The 19726-nt window shown below is 57.9% G+C and carries 18 protein-coding genes and 1 pseudogene; 4 read left to right on the plus strand and 15 right to left on the minus strand.

Annotation, left to right across the window (positions count from 1 at the left end; all coding sequences use genetic code 11):
* Positions 1 to 24 precede the first annotated feature (24 nt).
* Together H8B15_RS07610 and H8B15_RS07615 are read right to left on the minus strand one after the other, a co-directional pair.
* A complete protein-coding gene (locus H8B15_RS07610) occupies positions 25 to 1083 on the minus strand; it encodes a hypothetical protein (RefSeq protein WP_187319065.1) in 1059 nt (352 codons plus the stop codon).
* Between the two features lie 16 nt (positions 1084 to 1099).
* Positions 1100 to 2077 carry a stage II sporulation protein M gene (locus H8B15_RS07615; RefSeq protein WP_187319066.1) on the minus strand — a complete coding sequence of 326 codons (978 nt, stop codon included), beginning with the start codon at positions 2075 to 2077 and terminating at the stop codon, positions 1100 to 1102.
* 95 nt (positions 2078 to 2172) lie between these two features.
* Here H8B15_RS07615 and H8B15_RS07620 point away from each other — a divergent pair, with 95 nt between their 5' ends.
* On the plus strand, positions 2173 to 2898 hold the full coding sequence (locus H8B15_RS07620; RefSeq protein WP_187319067.1) for an RDD family protein: 726 nt from the start codon (positions 2173 to 2175) through the stop codon (positions 2896 to 2898).
* Positions 2899 to 3038: 140 nt separating this feature from the next.
* Here H8B15_RS07620 and H8B15_RS07625 read toward each other — a convergent pair whose 3' ends face one another.
* Positions 3039 to 4655: a bifunctional GNAT family N-acetyltransferase/carbon-nitrogen hydrolase family protein gene (locus H8B15_RS07625; RefSeq protein WP_246455359.1), complete on the minus strand. Its 1617-nt coding sequence runs from the start codon at positions 4653 to 4655 to the stop codon at positions 3039 to 3041.
* 290 nt (positions 4656 to 4945) lie between these two features.
* Between H8B15_RS07625 and H8B15_RS07630 the strand changes: the two genes are divergently transcribed.
* The 3 genes from H8B15_RS07630 to H8B15_RS07640 all read left to right on the plus strand — a co-directional run bounded on the left by H8B15_RS07630 (position 4946) and on the right by H8B15_RS07640 (position 7527).
* The gene (locus H8B15_RS07630; protein WP_187319069.1) at positions 4946 to 5179 is read left to right on the plus strand and encodes a hypothetical protein; all 234 of its coding nucleotides are present in this window, start codon (positions 4946 to 4948) and stop codon (positions 5177 to 5179) included.
* A 225-nt stretch (positions 5180 to 5404) separates the two neighbouring features.
* The gene (locus H8B15_RS07635) at positions 5405 to 6166 is read left to right on the plus strand and encodes an ABC transporter ATP-binding protein (RefSeq protein ID WP_187319070.1); all 762 of its coding nucleotides are present in this window, start codon (positions 5405 to 5407) and stop codon (positions 6164 to 6166) included.
* The gene (locus H8B15_RS07640; RefSeq protein ID WP_187319071.1) at positions 6142 to 7527 is read left to right on the plus strand and encodes a hypothetical protein; all 1386 of its coding nucleotides are present in this window, start codon (positions 6142 to 6144) and stop codon (positions 7525 to 7527) included. The genes H8B15_RS07635 and H8B15_RS07640 overlap by 25 nt, the downstream gene beginning before the upstream one ends.
* 146 nt (positions 7528 to 7673) lie before the next feature.
* On the opposite strand, the gene H8B15_RS07645 is transcribed toward H8B15_RS07640, so the two are convergent.
* The 12 genes and pseudogenes from H8B15_RS07645 to H8B15_RS07695 all read right to left on the minus strand — a co-directional run bounded on the left by H8B15_RS07645 (position 7674) and on the right by H8B15_RS07695 (position 19571).
* Positions 7674 to 8330 (minus strand): CoA transferase subunit B, encoded by a 657-nt coding sequence (locus H8B15_RS07645; RefSeq protein WP_187319072.1) that lies wholly within the window; start codon positions 8328 to 8330, stop codon positions 7674 to 7676.
* 41 nt (positions 8331 to 8371) lie between these two features.
* Positions 8372 to 8458 carry a hypothetical protein gene (locus H8B15_RS21245; protein WP_425489792.1) on the minus strand — a complete coding sequence of 29 codons (87 nt, stop codon included), beginning with the start codon at positions 8456 to 8458 and terminating at the stop codon, positions 8372 to 8374.
* Positions 8447 to 8744: pseudogene (locus H8B15_RS07650) on the minus strand (GxxExxY protein); the annotation flags it as partial. The pseudogene H8B15_RS07650 and the gene H8B15_RS21245, both read right to left, overlap by 12 nt.
* A gap of 59 nt (positions 8745 to 8803) precedes the next feature.
* The gene (locus H8B15_RS07655) at positions 8804 to 9499 is read right to left on the minus strand and encodes a CoA transferase subunit A (RefSeq protein ID WP_187319073.1); all 696 of its coding nucleotides are present in this window, start codon (positions 9497 to 9499) and stop codon (positions 8804 to 8806) included.
* A gap of 24 nt (positions 9500 to 9523) precedes the next feature.
* Positions 9524 to 10732 (minus strand): carboxypeptidase-like regulatory domain-containing protein, encoded by a 1209-nt coding sequence (locus H8B15_RS07660; RefSeq protein ID WP_187319074.1) that lies wholly within the window; start codon positions 10730 to 10732, stop codon positions 9524 to 9526.
* Between the two features lie 141 nt (positions 10733 to 10873).
* On the minus strand, positions 10874 to 12073 hold the full coding sequence (locus H8B15_RS07665; RefSeq protein WP_187319075.1) for a carboxypeptidase-like regulatory domain-containing protein: 1200 nt from the start codon (positions 12071 to 12073) through the stop codon (positions 10874 to 10876).
* Between the two features lie 100 nt (positions 12074 to 12173).
* Entirely contained in the window at positions 12174 to 13127 is a 954-nt protein-coding gene (locus H8B15_RS07670) for a bifunctional riboflavin kinase/FAD synthetase (RefSeq protein WP_187319076.1), read from the minus strand.
* Positions 13128 to 13307: 180 nt separating this feature from the next.
* Positions 13308 to 14126, minus strand: a complete 819-nt coding sequence (truB, locus tag H8B15_RS07675; protein WP_187319077.1) for a tRNA pseudouridine(55) synthase TruB — start codon at positions 14124 to 14126, stop codon at positions 13308 to 13310.
* Between the two features lie 2 nt (positions 14127 to 14128).
* Entirely contained in the window at positions 14129 to 14959 is an 831-nt protein-coding gene (locus tag H8B15_RS07680) for an undecaprenyl-diphosphate phosphatase (RefSeq protein WP_187319078.1), read from the minus strand.
* Between the two features lie 81 nt (positions 14960 to 15040).
* Positions 15041 to 15364, minus strand: coding sequence for a DUF3098 domain-containing protein (locus H8B15_RS21250; RefSeq protein ID WP_187319079.1), 324 nt, complete (start codon positions 15362 to 15364; stop codon positions 15041 to 15043).
* A gap of 88 nt (positions 15365 to 15452) precedes the next feature.
* Positions 15453 to 16346 (minus strand): cell division protein FtsX, encoded by an 894-nt coding sequence (locus tag H8B15_RS07690; RefSeq protein WP_187319080.1) that lies wholly within the window; start codon positions 16344 to 16346, stop codon positions 15453 to 15455.
* Positions 16347 to 16580: 234 nt separating this feature from the next.
* Positions 16581 to 19571, minus strand: coding sequence for a glycosyltransferase family 117 protein (locus tag H8B15_RS07695; RefSeq protein WP_187319081.1), 2991 nt, complete (start codon positions 19569 to 19571; stop codon positions 16581 to 16583).
* Positions 19572 to 19726: the final 155 nt, after the last annotated feature.

Genomic DNA, 19726 nt, shown 5'->3' on the forward strand with positions numbered 1-19726 from the left:
AGATACTTGGGGTATAAGTCTGGTTTAATACTCGCCCTCGTCTTCTGGCAGGGTAGGGGCGAGGCGGCCGTATCCGGCGGGGGCGGGGCCACCAATCTGGTCCACTAAGGCATGCAGGCTCTGGCCTTCTTTGCGCTCTACCAGGTTGAAATACTGGAAGGCAATGGCCAGCAGCAACAGCGGATACAAGAGCAGCAAGGCCGTGGAGTTGATGGTGCCCGCCACTGCCGCCAGCAGGCGGTTGGGCTCTACTTCGGGCGAAGAGATAAGGGAAAACGGTGAGCTGATCAGGGAGGAAAGCAGATAAACCAGAATGGCCAGCACACCCACAATCAGCCCCATCACTACCACCAGCCCGAAGGTAGACCACCACTTGCCCCAGATCAGCGAAAAGCACCGCTTGATGGTGGCGAAAAAACCGAGCCGCTCCCGCACCCAGATAATAAAGAACAGGCTGAGCGTGGTCATCACGTAGAACATGGCGGCATACAGACCCAGCACGGATATAACGCCAACTACTGCGCCTGCGCCTGTGCCCAGACCACTTATCAAAACGGTCATCACAACGCCTACCAGCATCCCTACCCCTAACAGGGTCCCAAACACGCACAGCGCCAGCCCAAAAAACGCCCCGATGGTACCCAGAAACCGCCGCCGCACCAGCTGCCATACCTCCGGCACGGTCACTTCTTCGTTCGGATCGGCTTTTTCCATGCGCAGCACCACGTAGCCGTATACCGTGAGCACCAGCAGTGCAAACACTAGTAGGCCGGCCAGTACAGCCAGCAGGTACTCGGGGCTACCAATCAGGCCCAGCATCTCGTTGTTGGTGCTGGCAGTGGCTGTCGGATCGAGGCGGCCCATGCGCCCGCGCTGCATTATGCCACTAAACATGCCCATCATTCTGCTCATCATCAGGCCCTGCGCAATGCCCTGTACCAGCGTCAGGGGTAGCACAATGTAGAGCAAGGCCTTGCCCAGTGGCCGGAAATGGGCCTTAAAGAAATCAATGGCGGCCTCAATCTTTTGCCCAAAGTCCCGCTCGCGCAGAAAGTCGGTAGGATAAGTAAACGGTACACGCATACGCTATAGAGTTGAATTAAGAAGAGAGCATATCCAATGAGAGCCCACGGCGCTTTGCCTGACGGCGCAGGTGCAGGGGGTAGAGAATGAAATAGCCAATAATAAAGCTGGCCGACGTGCCGATAATCAGCAAACTAGCCGCAAGCGGCATCTCGGTGTGGCGCGTCACGAAGCCTTCCAGGAAGCCTGCTACCACAAAAATGGGTACCAGCCCAATGGCCAGGCGCATGCCGTCGCGGGCGCCCCGCCGAAACGACTCGGCCCGCGAGTAAGTCCCCGGAAACAAAATGCTGTTGCCGACCACAAAGCCCGCGCCCCCGGCCAGCACAATGGCCGAAATTTCCAGCGTGCCGTGAATCCAGATAGTAAGCACCGAGGGGAGCAATACCCCGTGCTGGTAGAAGAAGTACTGAAACGAGCCCAGCATCATGCCATTAAAGAACAGCATGTACCCCGTGCCTACCCAGGGCACAATGCCGGCGGCAAACGCCTTGAGGGCCACCAGCACGTTGTTGAGGGTGATGCGCACAAACATGAACGTTTCGCCGCCGCCTTTGTAAATGGCCATCGGGTCGCCGCGCTCGATGTTGCGCAGGGTTTCGTTCACGTAGTCGTCGCCGAGGATAACGCGCACAAACGTATCGTCCAGCGCGGCCGATAGCGCCCCCAGCGCCGTGGCCAGCAGAAAAAAGCCGAGCGCCCAGGCCAGCGTGCGGTGGTGGCGGGCCACCAGCAACGGCAGCTCCAACCGCCAGAAACGCCAAAAACGGCCGGTGTCCTCGCGGTTGTTTTTATATAGCGTCTGGTGTAGCTTGCCGGTCAGCTCGTTGAGGTAGTTCGCCGTAGCCGAATTAGGATAAAAGGTGCGGGCGTACGACAAGTCATCGGTTAGCTCAATAAAACGGGCCGCCAGCTCGTCGGGGCCAGCGGCCGGCTCCAATTCGTACTGCTGCCACTTGGCCTTGTTCTGCCGCAGGAAAACCGCTTCGCGCATAGGGGGTAGAGAAGCCCGGCAACTAGCGTGGCACGGTGCTGGTCAAATATACATATTTCAGGAATGCCCACTGGGGCTAATATATAATTAATCAGATGAGCACAATTTATATCCAAACCACCCAGAATGTAGCGGTAGAGTACGAAACGGCTGGGGTAGGCGACCGGATTGTGGCGCGCCTGCTCGACTGGCTGGTGCTGCTGCTGTATTCGATTGTGGTCGGGTTTCTGATAGAGACCGGTACTCATTTAGGCGACGACCAGCAAATACTTATGGTGCTGTTGATTGGAATTCCAGTACTGCTGTACAATCCGCTGTTCGAAATCTTCTTTAATGGTCAGAGCCTGGGCAAGCGGGCGCGCCACTTGCGCGTGGTGCGCCTGGATGGCACCCGCCCCCGCGTGGGCGACTACCTGCTGCGCTGGCTGCTGGGGCTGATTGAAATTGATATCTGTTTCGGGCTCATTGCGCTCATCACGCGCCTAGCCAGCAGCCGCGGCCAGCGCTTAGGCGACCTGGCCGCCGGCACTACCGTGGTGAACCTGCGCGCCCGCGCCGACCAGGACCTGCTGGCTCTTGCCGACCTCGACCCCAATTATCAGGTGGTATTTCCGCAGGCCGCCCAACTCACCGACCACGACGCGGCGTTGGTGCGTCGGCTGCTGCAACAGGGCTTGCGCCGCCACAACCCACAGCTGCTGCGCGAGGTAGCCGCCAAAGTGCAGGCACTAACCGGCATCCAGACAGATCTGGCAGATGAGGTTTTTCTTCAAACGATCCTGCGCGACCATCTCCAACTGGTGAGCGGAGAAATGGCGTAGTGATAAGGTAGGGCGGCAAGCCACGGCCTAAGAAAACAGCCGCCCGAAAGATCCGGGCGGCTGTTTGTAATAGTGCACACAATAAGAGATACGGAATACTCCGCTAAAACGGTTTTGCTGAGGCTGTAAGTAGGCGCGGCCTACTCAGTGGCGGCTTTGCGGCGGCTGGTTTTAGGAGCACGTTCGGCGCCCATTTCCAGCAGCTCATCGGCACGCTCCGACTTGCCTACCCAGCTCACCGAGTAGAGGTCCCGGCGCCGGTCGCGGAGGTTGCGCACGGCACCGCTGGTGTTCAGGTCCTTCAACAGGTCCAGGTCCAGGTCGGCTATTAGGGTCATTTCGGTGTTGGGTGTGGCCTCGGCCACAATGGCATCGTGGGGAAAGGCGAAGTCGGAGGGGCTGAACACGGCGCTCTGCGAATACTGAATGTCCATGTTCTCGACGCGCGGCAGGTTGCCCACCGAGCCGGTAATGGCCACGTAGCACTCGTTTTCGATGGCGCGGGCCTGGGCACAGAGGCGCACGCGCTGGTAGGCGTTCTTGGTATCGGTCCAGAAAGGCACAAACAGGATTTTCATGCCTTCGTCGCTCAGCATGCGGGCCAGTTCGGGGAATTCCGCATCGTAGCAAATCAGAATGCCAATTTTGCCGAAATCCGTATCAAAGCATTTCAGCTTGTCGCCGCCGCGCATGCCCCAGTAGCTGGCCTCGTCGGGGGTTACGTGCAGCTTGTACTGCTCGTCTACGGTACCGTCGCGTCGGCATAAGTAGCTGACGTTGTATAGCTTGCCGTCTTCATAGAGCGGCATGGAGCCGGCAATGACGTTGATGTTGTAGCTCACAGCCAGCTCCATCATCTTGGTTTTGATGGGCTCGGTGTAGGCCGACATCGAACGGATAGCCACCGACGGCGACTCTTCGTTGGTAAGGGCCATCATGGGCGCGTTGAAGAACTCCGGGAACAGCACGCAGTCGGCCTTGTAGCCCGATACGGTGTCCACGAAAAACTCCATCTGCTGGAAAAAATCTTCCAGATTCTGCGTGGCGCGCATCTGCCACTGCACAATGCCAATGCGCACGTTCGACTTCTGGTTACCAATCAGCTTATCGGTTTCCTCATCGTAGTACACGTTAATCCACTCCAGCAGGGTAGCGTAGGCTTTCGACTCGGAGTCGTAGGGGAGGTAGCCCCGGATGAGCTTGCGTACATAGAAGTCGTTGGCCAGCTGGAAGGTGAGGATAGGGTCGGTGAGTTCCTTGTTGCGCACCATCTCCACGTACTTGGCCGGGGTCATCTCGTTGGCGTAGGCCGCGTAGCCAGGAATCCGACCGCCAGCCACCATGGCGCGTAGGTTCAGGTTTTCGCATAGCTCCTTGCGGGCATCGTAGAGGCGGCGGCCCAGGCGGAGCGAACGGTACTCGGGATCCACAAATACATCCACGCCGTAGAGCGTGTCGCCGTTGGCATCGTGGGTGTCGAACTTGCCGTTGCCCGTAATTTTGGCGTAGGTGTGTTTGTCGCCAAACTTGCTGTATTCCACGATGATAGCCAGTGCAGCGGCTACCACCTGGCCGTTGTCTTCGATGCAGATCTGGCCTTCCGGAAATTTCTTCAGCAGGTTGTTGTACTCGTCTTGGGCCCAGGCGCCTTCCATGTTGGAGTACACCTTGTCCATGATTTCCTTCACGGCCTTAAAGTCGCCGCGCTTCAGGGTGCGCAGGACCAGCTTGTGGGCCGGAATTGCGGTAGGCGTCATCAGCTCGGGGGCGGCGGGCATGCCAGGTAGAGTTTGTTTTTTGGCGTGGCCGCCGTTGGTTTTCGTGTTAGGACTTGTTGCGGGCATATCAAGAAGATTGAATTTCAGTAATATAGAGCAGTCTGAATACTGCTTGCTTGGGTACGCCTACGTAGAAACAAGCGCAGTTGATACTAAAACTACGGATGTGACAGAGCAGAAGGCAACTAGTGGGCGCACAGTATTCTATAACCTCCTACCCTGCGGATTCGTTTCGATAAACATACTCCTTACCCTAATCCTTGCTTCCAATGTCTACTCTTCGCCTTGCCTTCCTGGGGCTACTGGCCGCCGCGGCCAGCCTCAGCGCCTGTAACTCTACGCCCTCCGATTCAGCCACTACTTCCGACGCCGCTGTGGTAGTACGCCAGGATTCCACCCAGCGTGATTCCGTACCAACTATGCCCGCGGCCGTGCCCTCCACTGAGTACACGTCGCCCAATACCGTCGTGACTGAATCGGCCGACAGCCTACACAAAGAGTAAGTAGGCAACAAACCAATAAAAAGCCGTTCGCCATTTCTTTAATTGAAGAAGAGGCGAACGGCTTTTTTGTGCCTGTTGGAAGGCGAATAGAGCGGGTAGAGTTGTATGTAAGGCTTTGTATATCATATGGTTAAATCTTTTAACATAGCACTGCATGCTACATCATGTGCCAGTTCTGTAACTTACTGCCTCACGGATATAGAGAGTAGTGTATACTAACGCTTCATGGAATTAGAATTACGGAGCCTTACCAAATCATTTGGGGCCAAAATAGTGCTGCGCGACTTGAGTTTGCGTGCTGAAACCGGGTATTGTGTGGGCGTTGTGGGCCGCAATGGTGCTGGAAAAAGCACACTGTTCAACTTGTTGGTGAACGTGCTGCTACCCTCCTCAGGCGCTATTGTGCTGGATGGGGAGCTGCTGGGCGAGACGTTTCCGGTGGCTGTGAAGCGGCGCATGGGCGCGCTCATCAATCAAGGCCATTTAGTGGAGCAGCTCACTGCCGTGGAATACCTACGGTTCGTGGCCCGGGTATACGACCTGCCCAACGCCACCAGCCGCATTGAAAGCCTGCTGGGGCATTTGCTGGAAGAGTTTGAGCAGGTGCGCACTAAGCGGCTTAGCTCCTTTTCGACGGGCATGAAGCAGAAGGTGGCCGTGGCCGCCTGCCTGCTGCACCGCCCCGAGCTACTGATTCTGGACGAGCCTCTCAACGGCCTCGACGTGTTTTCGGCCGAGCGGGTGCTGACGCTGCTGGGCAGCTACCGGAATCAGGCCCTCACGTTCATTTCGTCGCACAATCTGGCGCACATCGAAAAAGTAGCAACTCACCTACTCATTATCGACGAGGCCGAGGTGAAGTTCTGGGGTACGATGCAGGAGTTCACGCAAGACCGCGACGCCTACCTTTCCGATGCGCTGCTGCAACTGCTGCAACCCACTGTTTCCACCCACGACCTCACATGGCTCACCAACCAGGCCGTTTAGGTCACTTCCTACCCTATCTGCTGGGCCGGCAACTGCTGGCGGTGTTCTGGCCCGCTGGCGAGCGTCGGGTAGCCACACTCTTAATCGGCATCACAGTAGGTTTGTATAGCTTGGGATTGGGCTATTTGCTCAATCACGCTGATACAATACCAGGCGTCGCGCTTCCTAAGCTGTTGGCAGCCATCAACACCACGCTTTTTGCTACGGTATTGATGGCTGATTTCCTACCCACGTACCGCACTGTAGAGCGGCCACTGCCCGAGCCGCTACCCGTGTCGGCCCGCTTGAATGCGGTGACGGCCTTCGTGCTCGATCTGGTGTCGGTGCGGCGGGCAATGAGCCTGCTGTTCCTGCTGCTGGTAATGGCGGTGGCCCCAACGTTTTGGCAGCCGTTGGGCCTGAGCTTGCTGGTGTGGCTGAGCGCAGCTGCTCTAAGCTTCACTATGCGACTGCTGCTGTCGGTAGGGCGCTGGCGGCACCCGTTGTTTTGGCTGAATTTGCTGTGTCTGCTAGCAGCGGTGTTCTGGCTGGGCGGCGGCCTGGGGTGGCACCTGCCCATTTCTACAAACTGGCTGCGGGCGCTGGCCGTGGCCGGGCCGCTGCTGCTGTGGGTAACGGCGCTCAAGTTGGTAGCGCCCCGTTTCAGCGCCCGTTATATGGTAGAGCGCACGACCGAGCCAACCGAGAGCCGGTGGCAAAACCGACTCTCGCCGGAGTGGAAATTGTATTTGCGCAAAACCTGGCCGGTATTGCTAATGGGCGTCAGCTTCAAGCTTATTATGCTGGTGGCGACGGGCATCCTGCTCCGCAAGGGCGACGCAGGCTTTATGAAGTCTCTGTTTTATTTCTCGTTCCTGCCGGTCATCAGCTTCACGTACGTCAACAACAACCTGCTGGGCTACTGCTGGGTGGCTACCACCAACGAACTGGAGCGCTTAGGCCTGACGCCGCGCTTGCTGACCAGCTACCTGCGGCTGGTGCTGCCAGTAGTGGTGGTTGATTGCCTGTTGTCGGCTGGGGTGCTGCTGGCCTTGTTTCCGCAGGACCAGTGGCAGCAGCTACCACTGCTGCCGCTGGCCTCGCTGCCGCTGCTGGCCTTGGGCTTGTGGGGAAGTCTTTACAAAGCGAAGCCAATCCGTAAAAATGTAGATTTCAGCAACATGCGCAACAACGCCTCTACCCTGATGAATCTATTGAGCATTGGGCTGGCCGCCGCGCTGTACCTGATGCCGTGGTGGTGGGCACGGGTAGCGCTGGCGCTGGTGGTGACGCTCACGGCCGTGGTACCAGTGCGTCGTATTCTCTCCAACCATGGTCCTACCCGCCGCCAGCTCTGGCACAAGCTTATGCAGGCGCAATAAGCCGTTCGAATTGAATATGAACGGTGTAGAGACGCATACTTGCGTCTCGTCGTTGAACAACCATCATCAGCAACGACGAGACGCAAATAGGCGTCTCTGCACCATGCAACCAGCAATGATGATTGGCTGCTGATAGCCTACCTTCCTCACAGCTGCATTTCCGGCACCTCGCCCTGTGGCACCACCAGACGGCCGGCGGTGGCGGCTTGTATTTGCGCTACCGATACGCCCGGTGCCCGCTCGCGCAGCACAAAGCCGTCGGGCGTCACGTCGAGCACGGCCAGCTCCGTCACGATTTTCTTCACGCAGCGTACGCCCGTGAGGGGTAGGGTGCAGGCGGGTAACAGCTTGCTGCTACCATCGCGGGCTGTGTGCTGCATGGCCACGATGATGTTGCGGGCCGAGGCCACCAGGTCCATGGCGCCGCCCATGCCCTTCACCATCTTGCCCGGAATCTTCCAGTTGGCAATGTCGCCGGTTTCGGATACCTCCATAGCGCCCAGAATCGTCAGGTCTACGTGCTCCCCCCGGATCATGCCGAAGGAATCGGCGGAGCTGAAGATGCTGGAACCGGGTAGGGTAGTCACGGTTTGCTTGCCGGCGTTGATGAGGTCGGGGTCTACCTCGGCTTCCGTCGGAAACGGTCCCATGCCCAGCAGCCCGTTCTCGGATTGTAGCTCTACACTGATGCCTTCGGGAATGTAGTTGGCCACCAGGGTAGGAATGCCAATACCGAGGTTGACGTAGTACCCGTCGCGTAGCTCCTGGGCAATGCGTTGGGCTATTTGATTTTTGTTCAACATAGTTTTTTCGCGCAGAGCGCGCAGAGTTTCGCAGAGCCAGATTAGAGGCCATTTACCAGGCGGGAAATCTGGTCGCGAAGAAGATTAGTATTGAAATTGAGGAGCAGTCCTAACTTATAGTTGGCCAACTTAAGATAGGTAAGCAGCTGTTTGTGATGCACGGGTAGCAGCAATGGACTTGAGCTCAACGACTACTTTATTTTCTACCAGTAGGTCGAGTCGAAAGCCCAAATCCAGTTTTACGTCGTCATAGATTACGGGAATAGGTTTCTGTATTTCTACATGCAGTCCCATTTTGCGAAGCTCGTATGCCAGCACGGCCTCATATACTGATTCCAGCAGCCCCGGCCCTAAAGCAGTGTGTACTGTAAAAGCAGCTTTTAAAATGCGCTCAGAAATTTGATTTTCATGCATAAACAAAAAGGCTCAAAATTTCCGGCTCTGCGAAACTCTGCGTACTCTGCGCGAAAAAATCAACCCCGCACCGTGCGCTGCTCAATCCGCTTCTCGTAGCTCTTCCCCTCGAAAATGCGCTGCACAAAGATGCCGGGCGTGTGAATGTGGTTGGGGTCTAGCTCGCCGGCCGGCACCAATTCCTCCACTTCAGCCACCGTTATTTTGCCGGCCGTGGCCATCATGGGATTAAAGTTGCGGGCCGTGCCTTTGTAAATGAGGTTACCGGCTGTGTCGCCGCGCCAAGCTTTCACGAGGGCAAAATCGGCGTGCAGGGCGGTTTCCAGCAGGTACATTTTGCCGTTGAACTCCCGACTTTCCTTGCCTTCGCCTACCTCTGTGCCATAGCCGGCGGGCGTGTAGAAGGCCGGAATGCCCGCGCCGCCCGCCCGCACACGCTCGGCCAGCGTGCCCTGCGGAATCAGCTCGACCTCCAGCTCACCGCTCAACAGCTGGCGCTCAAACTCAGCGTTTTCGCCCACGTAGCTGGAAATCATTTTGCGCACCTGCCGGGTTTGCAGCAGCAGCCCAATGCCAAAGTCATCGACGCCGGCGTTGTTGCTGATGCACGTGAGCTCCCGCACACCTAGGCGCAGGATTTCCTGAATGGCGTTTTCGGGGATGCCGCACAGGCCGAAACCGCCCAGCATCAGGGTCATGCCATCGGTGAGGCCCGCCAGTGCCGCCTGGGCATTGGGTACTACTTTGTTGATCATGGGTAGGGTGGGTAGAGGGGTAAGTTAGCGTTTCCTACGCAACTCCGGCGCCGGGGGCTGGTAGTCCTGGGGCAGCAGCTCGCCTACCCGCTCGAAGCCCCAATAGCCTTCCGTCACTACCGCGCCCAGGGTTCGGATTACGCCGGCAGCCGTTACCTCCGCTTCGGGTGTGCGCAGCTGCACCACCGAGCGTTGCGCACGAATATCGGCCCTGGAACCCGGAAACAGCCGCTGATATGCCGGGTCTTTCTCTTCGCCTTCATACGTTACAGCCAGCAGACCCCGGAACCGCAGCCACGTTTGGGGTGGTGCATATCGTCGCAGGCTGTCATTGGGTAGCGCATCGGGGCTAAGGGCCGACGTGATGGGCGGCTCGCGCAGGGCGTGTACCACGGCCATGGGTAGGCCACGGCTTTGCACGCCCAACGTGCTGCGCGTTAGCATGTAGTTGACGGCCCAGGTGCGGCGTTGGTTTTCCTCGCGCTGCAAGCGCTGCACCCGAAAGCCGGCTTCAGCTACCTCATCGTGGTACACACTGCGCAGGAAATGCATGAATGAGCCCTGATACGCGCGCTGGCGGTTTTCGGCCCACCGCCGACGCTGCCGCTCGTTGCGCGGCGTCAGGTCCTGAAAGCTGACCTGGCTATCGGTATAGGTGGTTTGCTGCCCATAGTTCACCCAAAAATCCAGGTCGTAAAACGTGATGCGGTAGCCCAGGGCCTCATTGTCGACTTGAAGCTGGTAGGGTGTGTACGCCGTGAGGACATCTTTTTTGTCGTCGTATTCTACCACCACGCCATCCGGGTTGCGGATTTTACACTGCTTCGAGAAAGACGAGCTGCCCAGGAAACGTTGCGCAAACCGGGCGTAGTCGGCGGGGCGGTTGCGGTGGGGGCGCACCACCACTTCGCTCAGCTGATTGGTGGTGGGCGCCAGTTGAATGATAAAGGTCTGCGGGGCGTCGGCTACTGTGATAATCTGTTTGTAGAGCTGGTAGCCCAGGTAGGAAACCACCAGCGTGTAAGAGCCCGGTTTCAGGGTAGGAAAAGCGAATTTTCCTTGTGCATCCGTAGCGTTGCCTACGGTGGTATTAGCAAAAAAAACGTTAGCCATTTCCAGCGGCTTGCTGGTTTGGGCGTCAAGCACTTGGCCGCTTAGTGTGCTTTGTGCCGATGCGTGTGTATGCACCAGCGCAAATAGAATCAATAACCCAAGTTGGTAGATATAACGCATTTTATAAAACACTATAAGTTACCTAAACAGACGTATAGACGCATCGTTGCGTCTCGTCGTTGCAGTCGTTGCACGCTACGTGGCGCCGCCGAAAAGACGCGTCTTCGCGTCTTTTCGGCGTCCTGTTAAAGGATTTTAGCGCTACTGCTTCGGCGGAATATAGTCATAGGGCAGCATTTCGCCCATTTTCTCGAAGCCCCAGTAGCCATCGTTGTAAATGGCCAGCGGATGCGCCAGACGGCCGTTCGGAAAAATCTGCACGGCGGGCATCTGCAGGTACAGCGTCGATACCTCCTCGGTGGGGGCGGGGCCAGGTTGCAGCTGACCGGGTACTTCGGGCCGGTAGCGCGGGTCGGGCTTTTCGGGGAGGTAGGTGATTTGCAGCAGATCGTGGAAGCGCAGCTGGCAGGTATCGGCTACCAGTTGGCGCAGGCTATCGATGGGTAGAGGGCGGGTATAGAGGTAGCCGTAGCTGCGCGGCTCCTGCCGTTGGCGCTGCAACGAGTCGGGCAGTACCAACGATTGGCCGGGTGGCAAGGTAGCCAGCAGATGCTGCATGAGGCTATCGGCGCGGGCCCGGCGCGGGTTGTCCACAATGCGCAGCTTCTGCACCCGAAAGCCCTGATCCTCTACCTGGTTTTCGTACACGCTGCGCAAGAAATGAATCTGCGAACCGTGGTAGGCTTGCTGGCGGTTGCTGGCCCAGCGGCGCTGCTGCCGGGTGTTGCGGGCGCGCATTTCCTCAAATACCGGCGAGCCGTAGAATTGCACAAACTGTCGCTTAAAATTGACCGAGAAGTGTAGGCCGTAGTATTTCACACGGTAGCCCAGCGCCCGATTTTCTACCAGCACAAACTCCCGGCTAGTGGCCGTCAGCTCATTGGCCTGTGGGTCGTAGTCCACCAGCACGTCGTCGGGGTTGCGGATGCGGCACTGCTGCGAGAACGTGGTGGAGCCCAGAAAAAGCTCCTCAAATTTGCGGTAGTCATCGGGGTTGTTCTTGTGCGGGCGCACCACCACTTCGGCCAGTTGCTGCGCAGTAGGCAGTAGTTGTGGGTTGATAGTCAGGCTCTTGTCTTGCACCAGAATAGCCTTGCGGTAGAGCTGGTAGCCGAGGTAGGAAACCAGCAGCTCATACGGCCCTGGCGCCACGCCGCGTAGCTCAAACTTACCTTGTGCATCAGTGGTAGCACCGTAGGTAGTATTGGCCAGAAACACGCTGGCAAACCCCAGCGGCTCGTGCGTAAGCGAGTCGCGCGCCACGCCGCGCACGGTGATTTGGGCGTTGATTGCCGTAATTGAGCCGAAGAAAAGCAGAAGCAGGAAACCAACGCGTTGCATAGCCAGGGAATGAGTTTGGCTATACTACGAAAGTTTCGTAGAAGTTTCGATACAGGTAATGTGGCACCTATGGCACGGGGCACAGCCCCGCGCCATGCGCTCAAGAGTACCTTAGCTGCTGTCGGGCAGCCTCTGCATCCACCGCCAGTTGTGCCTTCAGGGCATCCAACCCATTGAATTTCTGCTCGTCGCGCAAGCGGGCCACAAACTCCACGGTAAGCGGTTGGTCGTATAGGTCACCATCGAAGTCAAGCAGGTGAGCTTCTACGGTTTCGGCTAGATTGCCGCCTACGGTAGGACGCACACCAATGTTGAGCATAGCCGGGTAAGCAGCGCCGGCAGCCGTAGTAGCGCGCACGGCGTATACGCCGCGGGCGGGCACCAGCTTCAGAGGCTCCGGGCACCAAATGTTGGCGGTAGGGTAGCCGATGGTGCGACCCAGCTGCTGGCCTTTCACTACGGTGCCGGTGAAGGGGTAGGCGTAGCCGAGGTAGCGGTTGGCAGTGGCCACGTCGCCGCTTTCCAGGGCGCGGCGGATGCGGGTGCTGCTCACGCCCACGGCGTCTACATCCTCGCGCGGAATTTCTTCTACGCGCATCCCGTAGCGGTCGGCGTGCTGGTGCAAGTAGTCGAAGCCGCCCTCACGGTTCTTGCCAAAGCGGTGGTCGTAGCCAATCACCAGCCGCTGCGTACCCACCGTATCGAGTAAGATGCGTTGGATAAATTCTTCCGAGGTCCAGCTCGCAAACTCCTTGGTGAAGGGAATAATCAGCAGATAATCAATGCCGAAGTCCCGCAGCTTGGCCTCGCGCTCGGCTAGCGTGTTCAACAGGCGCAGCTCCAGCAGTTCGGGGTGGGAGGGTGGCGGCCCCAGCACCAGGCGCGGGTGCGGCCAGAAGGTAATGACCACCGTGGGGCCGCCGTGCTGCCGGCCTACCGTCAGCAGCCGATGCAGAATTTTCTGGTGGCCCAGGTGCACGCCATCGAACGTGCCGCTGGTGACCACGGCATTGCCGAGGTAGGGAAACTGCGCCGGGTCCCGAACGACGTGCATCTGTTTAATTAGAAATTAAGAATTAGGAATTATGAATGAGCGGTGGGAGCCGGCAACTATCTGGGTGATGGGTGCAAAGGTAAATGTCAATTGTCATCCTGAGCTTGCGAAGGACCTTATGCCCGCAGAACGAGTCGTTGTTATATCAGTCGTTCTCGCGTGATAAGGTCCTTCGCAAGCTCAGGATGACAAGTTGTTTTCTTTCGGCTGCTCTAAGTTACTGCCAGCGTTATTCTCATAGAACTCGATGCCGGCGCGGCGTTCGGGGCGGGGCTTGCGGGGGCGCTCGGGGCGCGGCTCACTACCCTCGGGGCGAGGCGGGCGCAAGGCCTGAATGGCTTCCAGTGTAAACGCGTCTTCCAGCCGGTACTCGCCAATGCGCGTGCGCACCAGCTTGGTGAGGTGGGCGCCGCAACCCAGGGCCACGCCAAAGTCGCGGGCTAGGCTACGAATGTAGGTGCCTTTGCTGCACACCACCCGGAAGTCTACCTCGGGCAGGTCCACGCGCGTCAGCTCGAAAGCTTTAATGGTAATTTCCTTGCTTTTGATTTCGGCCTCGCCGCCCCGGCGGGCCACCTCGTAGGCTCGCTCGCCGTTCACCTTCACCGCCGAAAACAGCGGCGGCGTTTGCTGAATGGCGCCCACAAACTGCTGGGCGGCGGCCAGCAACTCGGCCTCGGTGAGGTGTTGGTAGGGTGCCTCGTGGTCCACGGGCGTTTCCAGGTCGAAGCTGGGCGTGGTCTGGCCCAGGCGGAAGGTGCCGGTGTACTCTTTTTCCTGGGCCTGAATCTGGTCGATTTGCTTGGTGAGCTTGCCGGTGCACAAGATCAGCAGGCCGGTAGCCAGCGGGTCCAGCGTGCCGGCGTGCCCAATCTTGCGCGGGCGCAGGGTATTCTTCACTTTGCGCACCACGTCAAAGGAGCTCCAGGTCAAGGGCTTATCTACTAGGAGCACTTCGCCCGCTTCGAAATCAAACTCAGCTAAGGTTCTCGTGTTCATGCTTATACGAGTTGCAGGTTGATTTTCAGGCCAATCAGCAAGAGCAGAATACCGCCTACGATGATACGGTAGACACCAAAGGCGCGGAAGCCGTACTTGGCCACAAAATTCACGAATAGCCGAATAGCCAGCAACGCCACCACAAAGGCTACTACGTTGCCTACCAGCAGCTGCATCACTTCATCGTGCGAAAACAGGTCGCCTAGCTGGATGCCCTGCTCGGTGGCTTCCTGGTAGTAGTCGAGGAGGTCTTTGGCGGCGGCGGCGGCCATGGTGGGCATGGCTAGAAAGAAGGCAAACTCGGCGGCGGCGCGGCGAGTAAGCTTCTGAGTAAGACCCCCAATGATGGTAGCGGCCGAGCGGCTCACGCCTGGCACCACGGCCAAGCACTGAAACAAGCCAATCATAAAAGCCTCGCGGTAGCTGGGCGTGGTTACGGGGTGGCCGCCGCGTTCCTGCTGCTCTTGCGGAAACCACTTATCCACAAACAGCAGCACTATGCCGCCCACCACGAGCATCAGGGCTACCACCGTTACCGATTCCAGCAGTGCGTCAATGTGCTTTTTCAGCAGCAATCCTACCACTACAATGGGCAGAAAAGCCACTAATAGTTTTAAATAGAAGTCGAAGCTTTGAAAAAACCGGCGCCAGTATACCACCAGCACCGACAGGATAGCGCCCAGTTGAATGACGACGAGGTAGAGCTTGGTGAACGGGGTAGCCGTAATGCCCAGCAGGGCCGAAGTGATAATCATGTGCCCGGTACTGGACACGGGCAAAAACTCGGTAAGTCCCTCCACAATCGCCAGGAGGATGGCTTGCCAATACGTCATGGTGCGTAAACTGATAGCCAATAGCGGTTAGCTATTGGCTTTGGTTCTGACTAGCAGAAATGTAAGAAGGTGCCTGCGCTTTTACGAGCGAGGCTTGTTGTAGGTAGGGCGTGCTGTGGGGGCGGGCGGAGCCACAGGCGTGGTAGGTGGCGTGGCTAAGGGCGTGGGCATGGTATCGGTGGTAGGCTTGGGGGTTTCTACCGGTCCGCCGGGTTTAGCCATAATAGCCCAGAACTCAATCAGAAACCCGATAACCAGCAGAATAGGGCCGAGCGTAATGCCCAGGAATCCTTCGCCGTAATCGGTCGAGTCGAGGGTCATCGTAATAAAACCGGCCGCCAGCACCGCTAGCCCAATGAACATCAGGCGGTAGTTGCGAGGGCCAAAAGCAAAACGTTGATTCATGGGGGGTAGGGTCTTGGGGGCTTAGGGGCTTGGGGTCTTGGTTGGATGTCTGGCAAATAACCAAGACCCTAAGACCCCAAGACCCCAGTTAATACAAATCATCCAGCGACAGGCGCAGGTATTTTTTAACGGCACGATAGGAGCTGAAAAAGCCGATGCCGGCTCCCAGCGCTACCATCACCACAAACAGGACCAAAAGCAGGCGCTGATCCAGAAACAGTTGAATTTCGGGTACGTTGAGGGCCGCGTATTGCAGCAAGCCCCACAGCAGCAGCCCACTTAGTACGCCGCTGGCCACGCCCTGCCAGGTAGCGCGCCTCAGAAACGGCCACTGAATAAAGGCTGAGGTAGCGCCTACCAGCTGCATACTCCGAATGAGAAAGCGCTGCGAGAACAGGGCCAGCTTGATGGTATTGTTGATCAGAATAACGACCACCACCGTGAGCACCACCGCAAAGCCCAGCAGCACCAAGCTAAAGCGGCGCAGGTTTTGGTTGATGGAATCGATGAGGCTCTGCACGTACTGCACCTCAAATACACCATCCTGCTTTTTCAGCTCCTGCACAATACGCCCGAGTTGCAACGAGTCGGCGTACTCCGCGTTGATGCGCAGGATATAGGCATCGCGCAGGGGGTTGTCGCCCAAAAACTGCTGAAAATCCTCGCCAGTTTGGTCAATCAGCTCCTTGGCACCTTCTTCCTTTGATAGAAACCGCACCTGCGGCTGGCTGCCCTTGTAGGCAATGTAGGGCTTGCTGGCAAAGTCCTGCTGCAAGCGCAGAAGCTGGGTTTCGGGTAGGCCGCGCTCCAGGTATACCTGCATTTCGATGCTCTCCTTCACGAGGTTGGAGATTTTGTAGCCCGAAATCAGCAAGGTGCCAAACAGCCCCACTACCAGCAGCGCCAGCGTGATGCTGAACACCACCATAGTATGCGGATAGCTACCGAGAGTCTTTTTACGAATGGAGCGCGCCTGGGCCATACCGACAAAAGTAACGTGAAGTTTTTGAAGTGTTGCTTTTTAAGGGTCTTGGGGTCTTGGGGTCTGGGGGTCTGGGTAGGGCCGTCATGTTGGGCGGAGCGCAGCGAAGTCGAAACATCTCTACCGCTTCGTTGCTGTTCGTTGGAATTACTATCAGTAGAGATGTTTCGACTCCGCTGCGCTCCGCTCAACATGACGGCCGTATTTCACTCACCATCTCACCATCTCACCATCTCACCGCAGGTAGGGCGCCAATAATTGGTAGGCACGCTCGGCTCTCCGAGTGTCGCCTACCCGTTGCGCGGCTAGGTAGAGCTGTTGCGCCGTGCCCATATGCTGGCTTAGCTCCCGGTCCATCAAGGGGTTGGGGTGACTATTATAATAGGCTAATGCCCGTTGGGTACGATCGAGGAGCACGTCCATCAACTGCTGGGCGCGCTTGGCTTCGCCTCCGGCCACCAACGCGGGCACCAGAGCCGGCGAGTAGTAATCGTACGAAATGGCCGCATCAGGGAGCACAGCCAGGCACTTGTCAGCTACTTTTCTGGCGGTAGCCGTATCGCCGACAGCAAGGTAGGCGTTGGCCAGGCGTACGAATTTATCGCGGTAGCTGGCCGGAAATATCAGGTTGGTTTCGTCGTGGTAAACGCTGGGATTGTTGAGGCCGCGGTAAGCGAAGCGCTGCATCATATTTTGATACAGAATATCTTTTGCTACGTAGCCCGTTTCGCCGCGTGGGTCGTAGGCGGGATTTTTGAGGGGCAATACCCGCCAAGCCAGCCCTTCCAGCTGAAAATATGGCTCCAGCCCCAAGTGGTCCTGCGATAGCGCCACGCTGGTAGCGAAGTACACGGGCCGTTTCCAGTTGTTGGTGGCGAGCATATCCAGAATAGCCAGGCTCTTTTTCTCCAACGCCCGTTTGCTCACATTAAACGTCATTTTGCTGACCAACTGGTCACGTCGCTCCTTCGGGATGATACCACTTTGCAGCACGGCCGCCGTATCGACGGGCAGATAGAAAGTAGGCGATGGAAAGGACAGTAGGGTAGGGCCGCCCTCGCCGTAGCTGACCTTCAGTAAGTCGCTGTCTTCCTGCACCAACTGCAGAAAATCTTTCAGATTGACTTCGTCTACACTCGGGTTTTCAACGAAGGGCAAGTAGTCGTTGGTGCCCTGGGCGTAGCGCGAGCTGTCCAACGAAAAGGTTACTGGTGCCGACTGGTAACTGCGCTGCCTCATCTGGTCGATGTGCCAGTCGGTGTTCATATAGGGTAGCACCGCAATACGTACATCAGTTCGGAAGCCTTCTACTTCCTGAGCGTACCACAAGGGGAAGGTGTCGTTGTCGCCGTTGGTGAACAAAATGGCGTTCGGGGCGCACGAGTTGAGCAGGTTCTTGGCCGAGTCCACGGAGTTGTAGCGGCCCGAGCGGTCGTGGTCGTCCCAGCCCTGGGCCAGCAAGAGGCCCGGGGCCAGCAGCCCGAGCAGCGTCACGGCGCCCGCGCGGGCCGTGTCGGCTTTCACGACTTTGCCCAGCAAGTCGGCCAGGGCCAGCACGCCCAGCCCGATCCAGATGGCAAAGGCATAGGTGGCCCCCGTGAAGGTGTAGTCCCGCTCGCGCGGCTCAATCGGGGGCTGGTTCAGGTACACGACGATGGCCAGGCCCGTGAAGACGAACAGCAGGCCCACGATCAGCGCATTCTTGCCGTCGCGGCGGGCCTGGTAGAACAGGCCCAGCAGGCCTAGGATGAGCGGGATGGCAAAGAACTGGTTGCGGGCTTTGCTCTCAGCCACGCGCTCGGGCAGGCCCTGGCTGGTCTCGGTGGGCCACACGGTGCCGGCCTGCTGCACGTCCGACTCGCGCCCGGCGTAGTTCCACAAAAAGTAGCGCCAGAACATGTGCCCCATCTGGTAGCGAAACAGAAACGATAGGTTCTGCCCCATCGTCGGCTTCACCCCCTCCCGAATGTCGACCCACTTCTGGTAGTAAGGCACGCGCTGGGCAACGCCAGCATCGGTATAGATACGGGGGAGGAGCATTTTGTCTTCCTCCCGATATACCAACTCCTGCTTCTGCTCGGCTACCACATATTTGTCGCCCTGGCGCACGTAGCGCGGCCCAGCATCTACCTGATCAATAGGCTGCGCAAACACATGGGGGCCATACAGCAACGGCCGCGACCCATACTGCTCGCGCTTGAGGTAGCTGACGAAGCTGAGCACGTCCTCGGGGTCGTTCTCGTTGATGGTGGGGTGGTAGGAGCTGCGAATCGGCACAATCAGGTAAGACGAGTAGCCGATCAGGATGAACACGAAGCACAGCATAAACGTGTTCAGCAGCTGTGAGCGGCGCTGAAAGCTCTGCCGAAAGCCTACCCAAATCAGCCCTATCAACATCGTCACAAACAAAAGCAAGCCGGTATTGAAGGGCAGCCCCACGCTATTGACAAAGAACACCTCGAAGTTGCCGGCCAGCGTGGGCAAGCCCGGAATAATGCCCACCAGAATGGCCCCGACAATACCCAGCCCTACCCCCAACGTCAGTACACCGCCCCAAAGGGTAGGCCGCGCCTGTCGGCGGAAATAGTAGAGAAAGCCCAGGGCTGGAATGGCCAGCAGGTTCAACAGGTGCACGCCGATGCTCAGGCCAATCACATACGCCAGCAGCACCAGCCACTTGTCAGAGTCGGCCTCGTCGGCGCGGTTCTCCCACTTCAGCATCAGCCACACCACCGCCGCCGTGCCCAAGGCCGACATGGCATACACCTCCGCCTCCTCGGCGTTGAACCAGAACGAGTCGGAGAAGGCAAATGAGAGGGCACCCACCACGCCGGCCCCCACAATCAGCAGGCTTTGGCCTAGGGTAGGGACCAGGCCCCGGTCGTCGTGCAGGCCGGGGCGGCGCAGCACGAGCTTTTTCGCGAGCAGCGTGATGCTCCAGAACAGAAACAAGACGGTGAAAGCGCTGCTCACAGCCGAGAGGCCGTTGACGAGCACGGCCACTTTCGTCACGTCGCCGAAGCTAAGCAGCGAGACCAGGCGGCCGAGCAAGAGGAAGGTGGGGGCGCCGGGCGGGTGGGGCACAAGCAGCTTATAGGAGCAGGCGATGAACTCGCCGCAGTCCCAGAACGAGGCCGTGGGCTCCAACGTGAGCAAATACACCAGCAGGCTCAGGGCAAACACGGCCCAGCCGGCTATAGTATTCAAGCGGGAATATGAACGCATATATACAGTTATATACAGTGGTCGGTAGCTAGTAATCAAACACCACCTGTCATCCTGAGCGGCGCGAAGGACCTTATCACGTCAGAAAAGTCGTTCGTGCAGTTGTGCAAACGTGATAAAGTCCTTCGCGCTGCTCAGGATGACAGGTGGTGTAA

It is taken from the genome of Hymenobacter citatus (assembly GCF_014333615.1).
Classification (GTDB): domain Bacteria; phylum Bacteroidota; class Bacteroidia; order Cytophagales; family Hymenobacteraceae; genus Hymenobacter; species Hymenobacter citatus.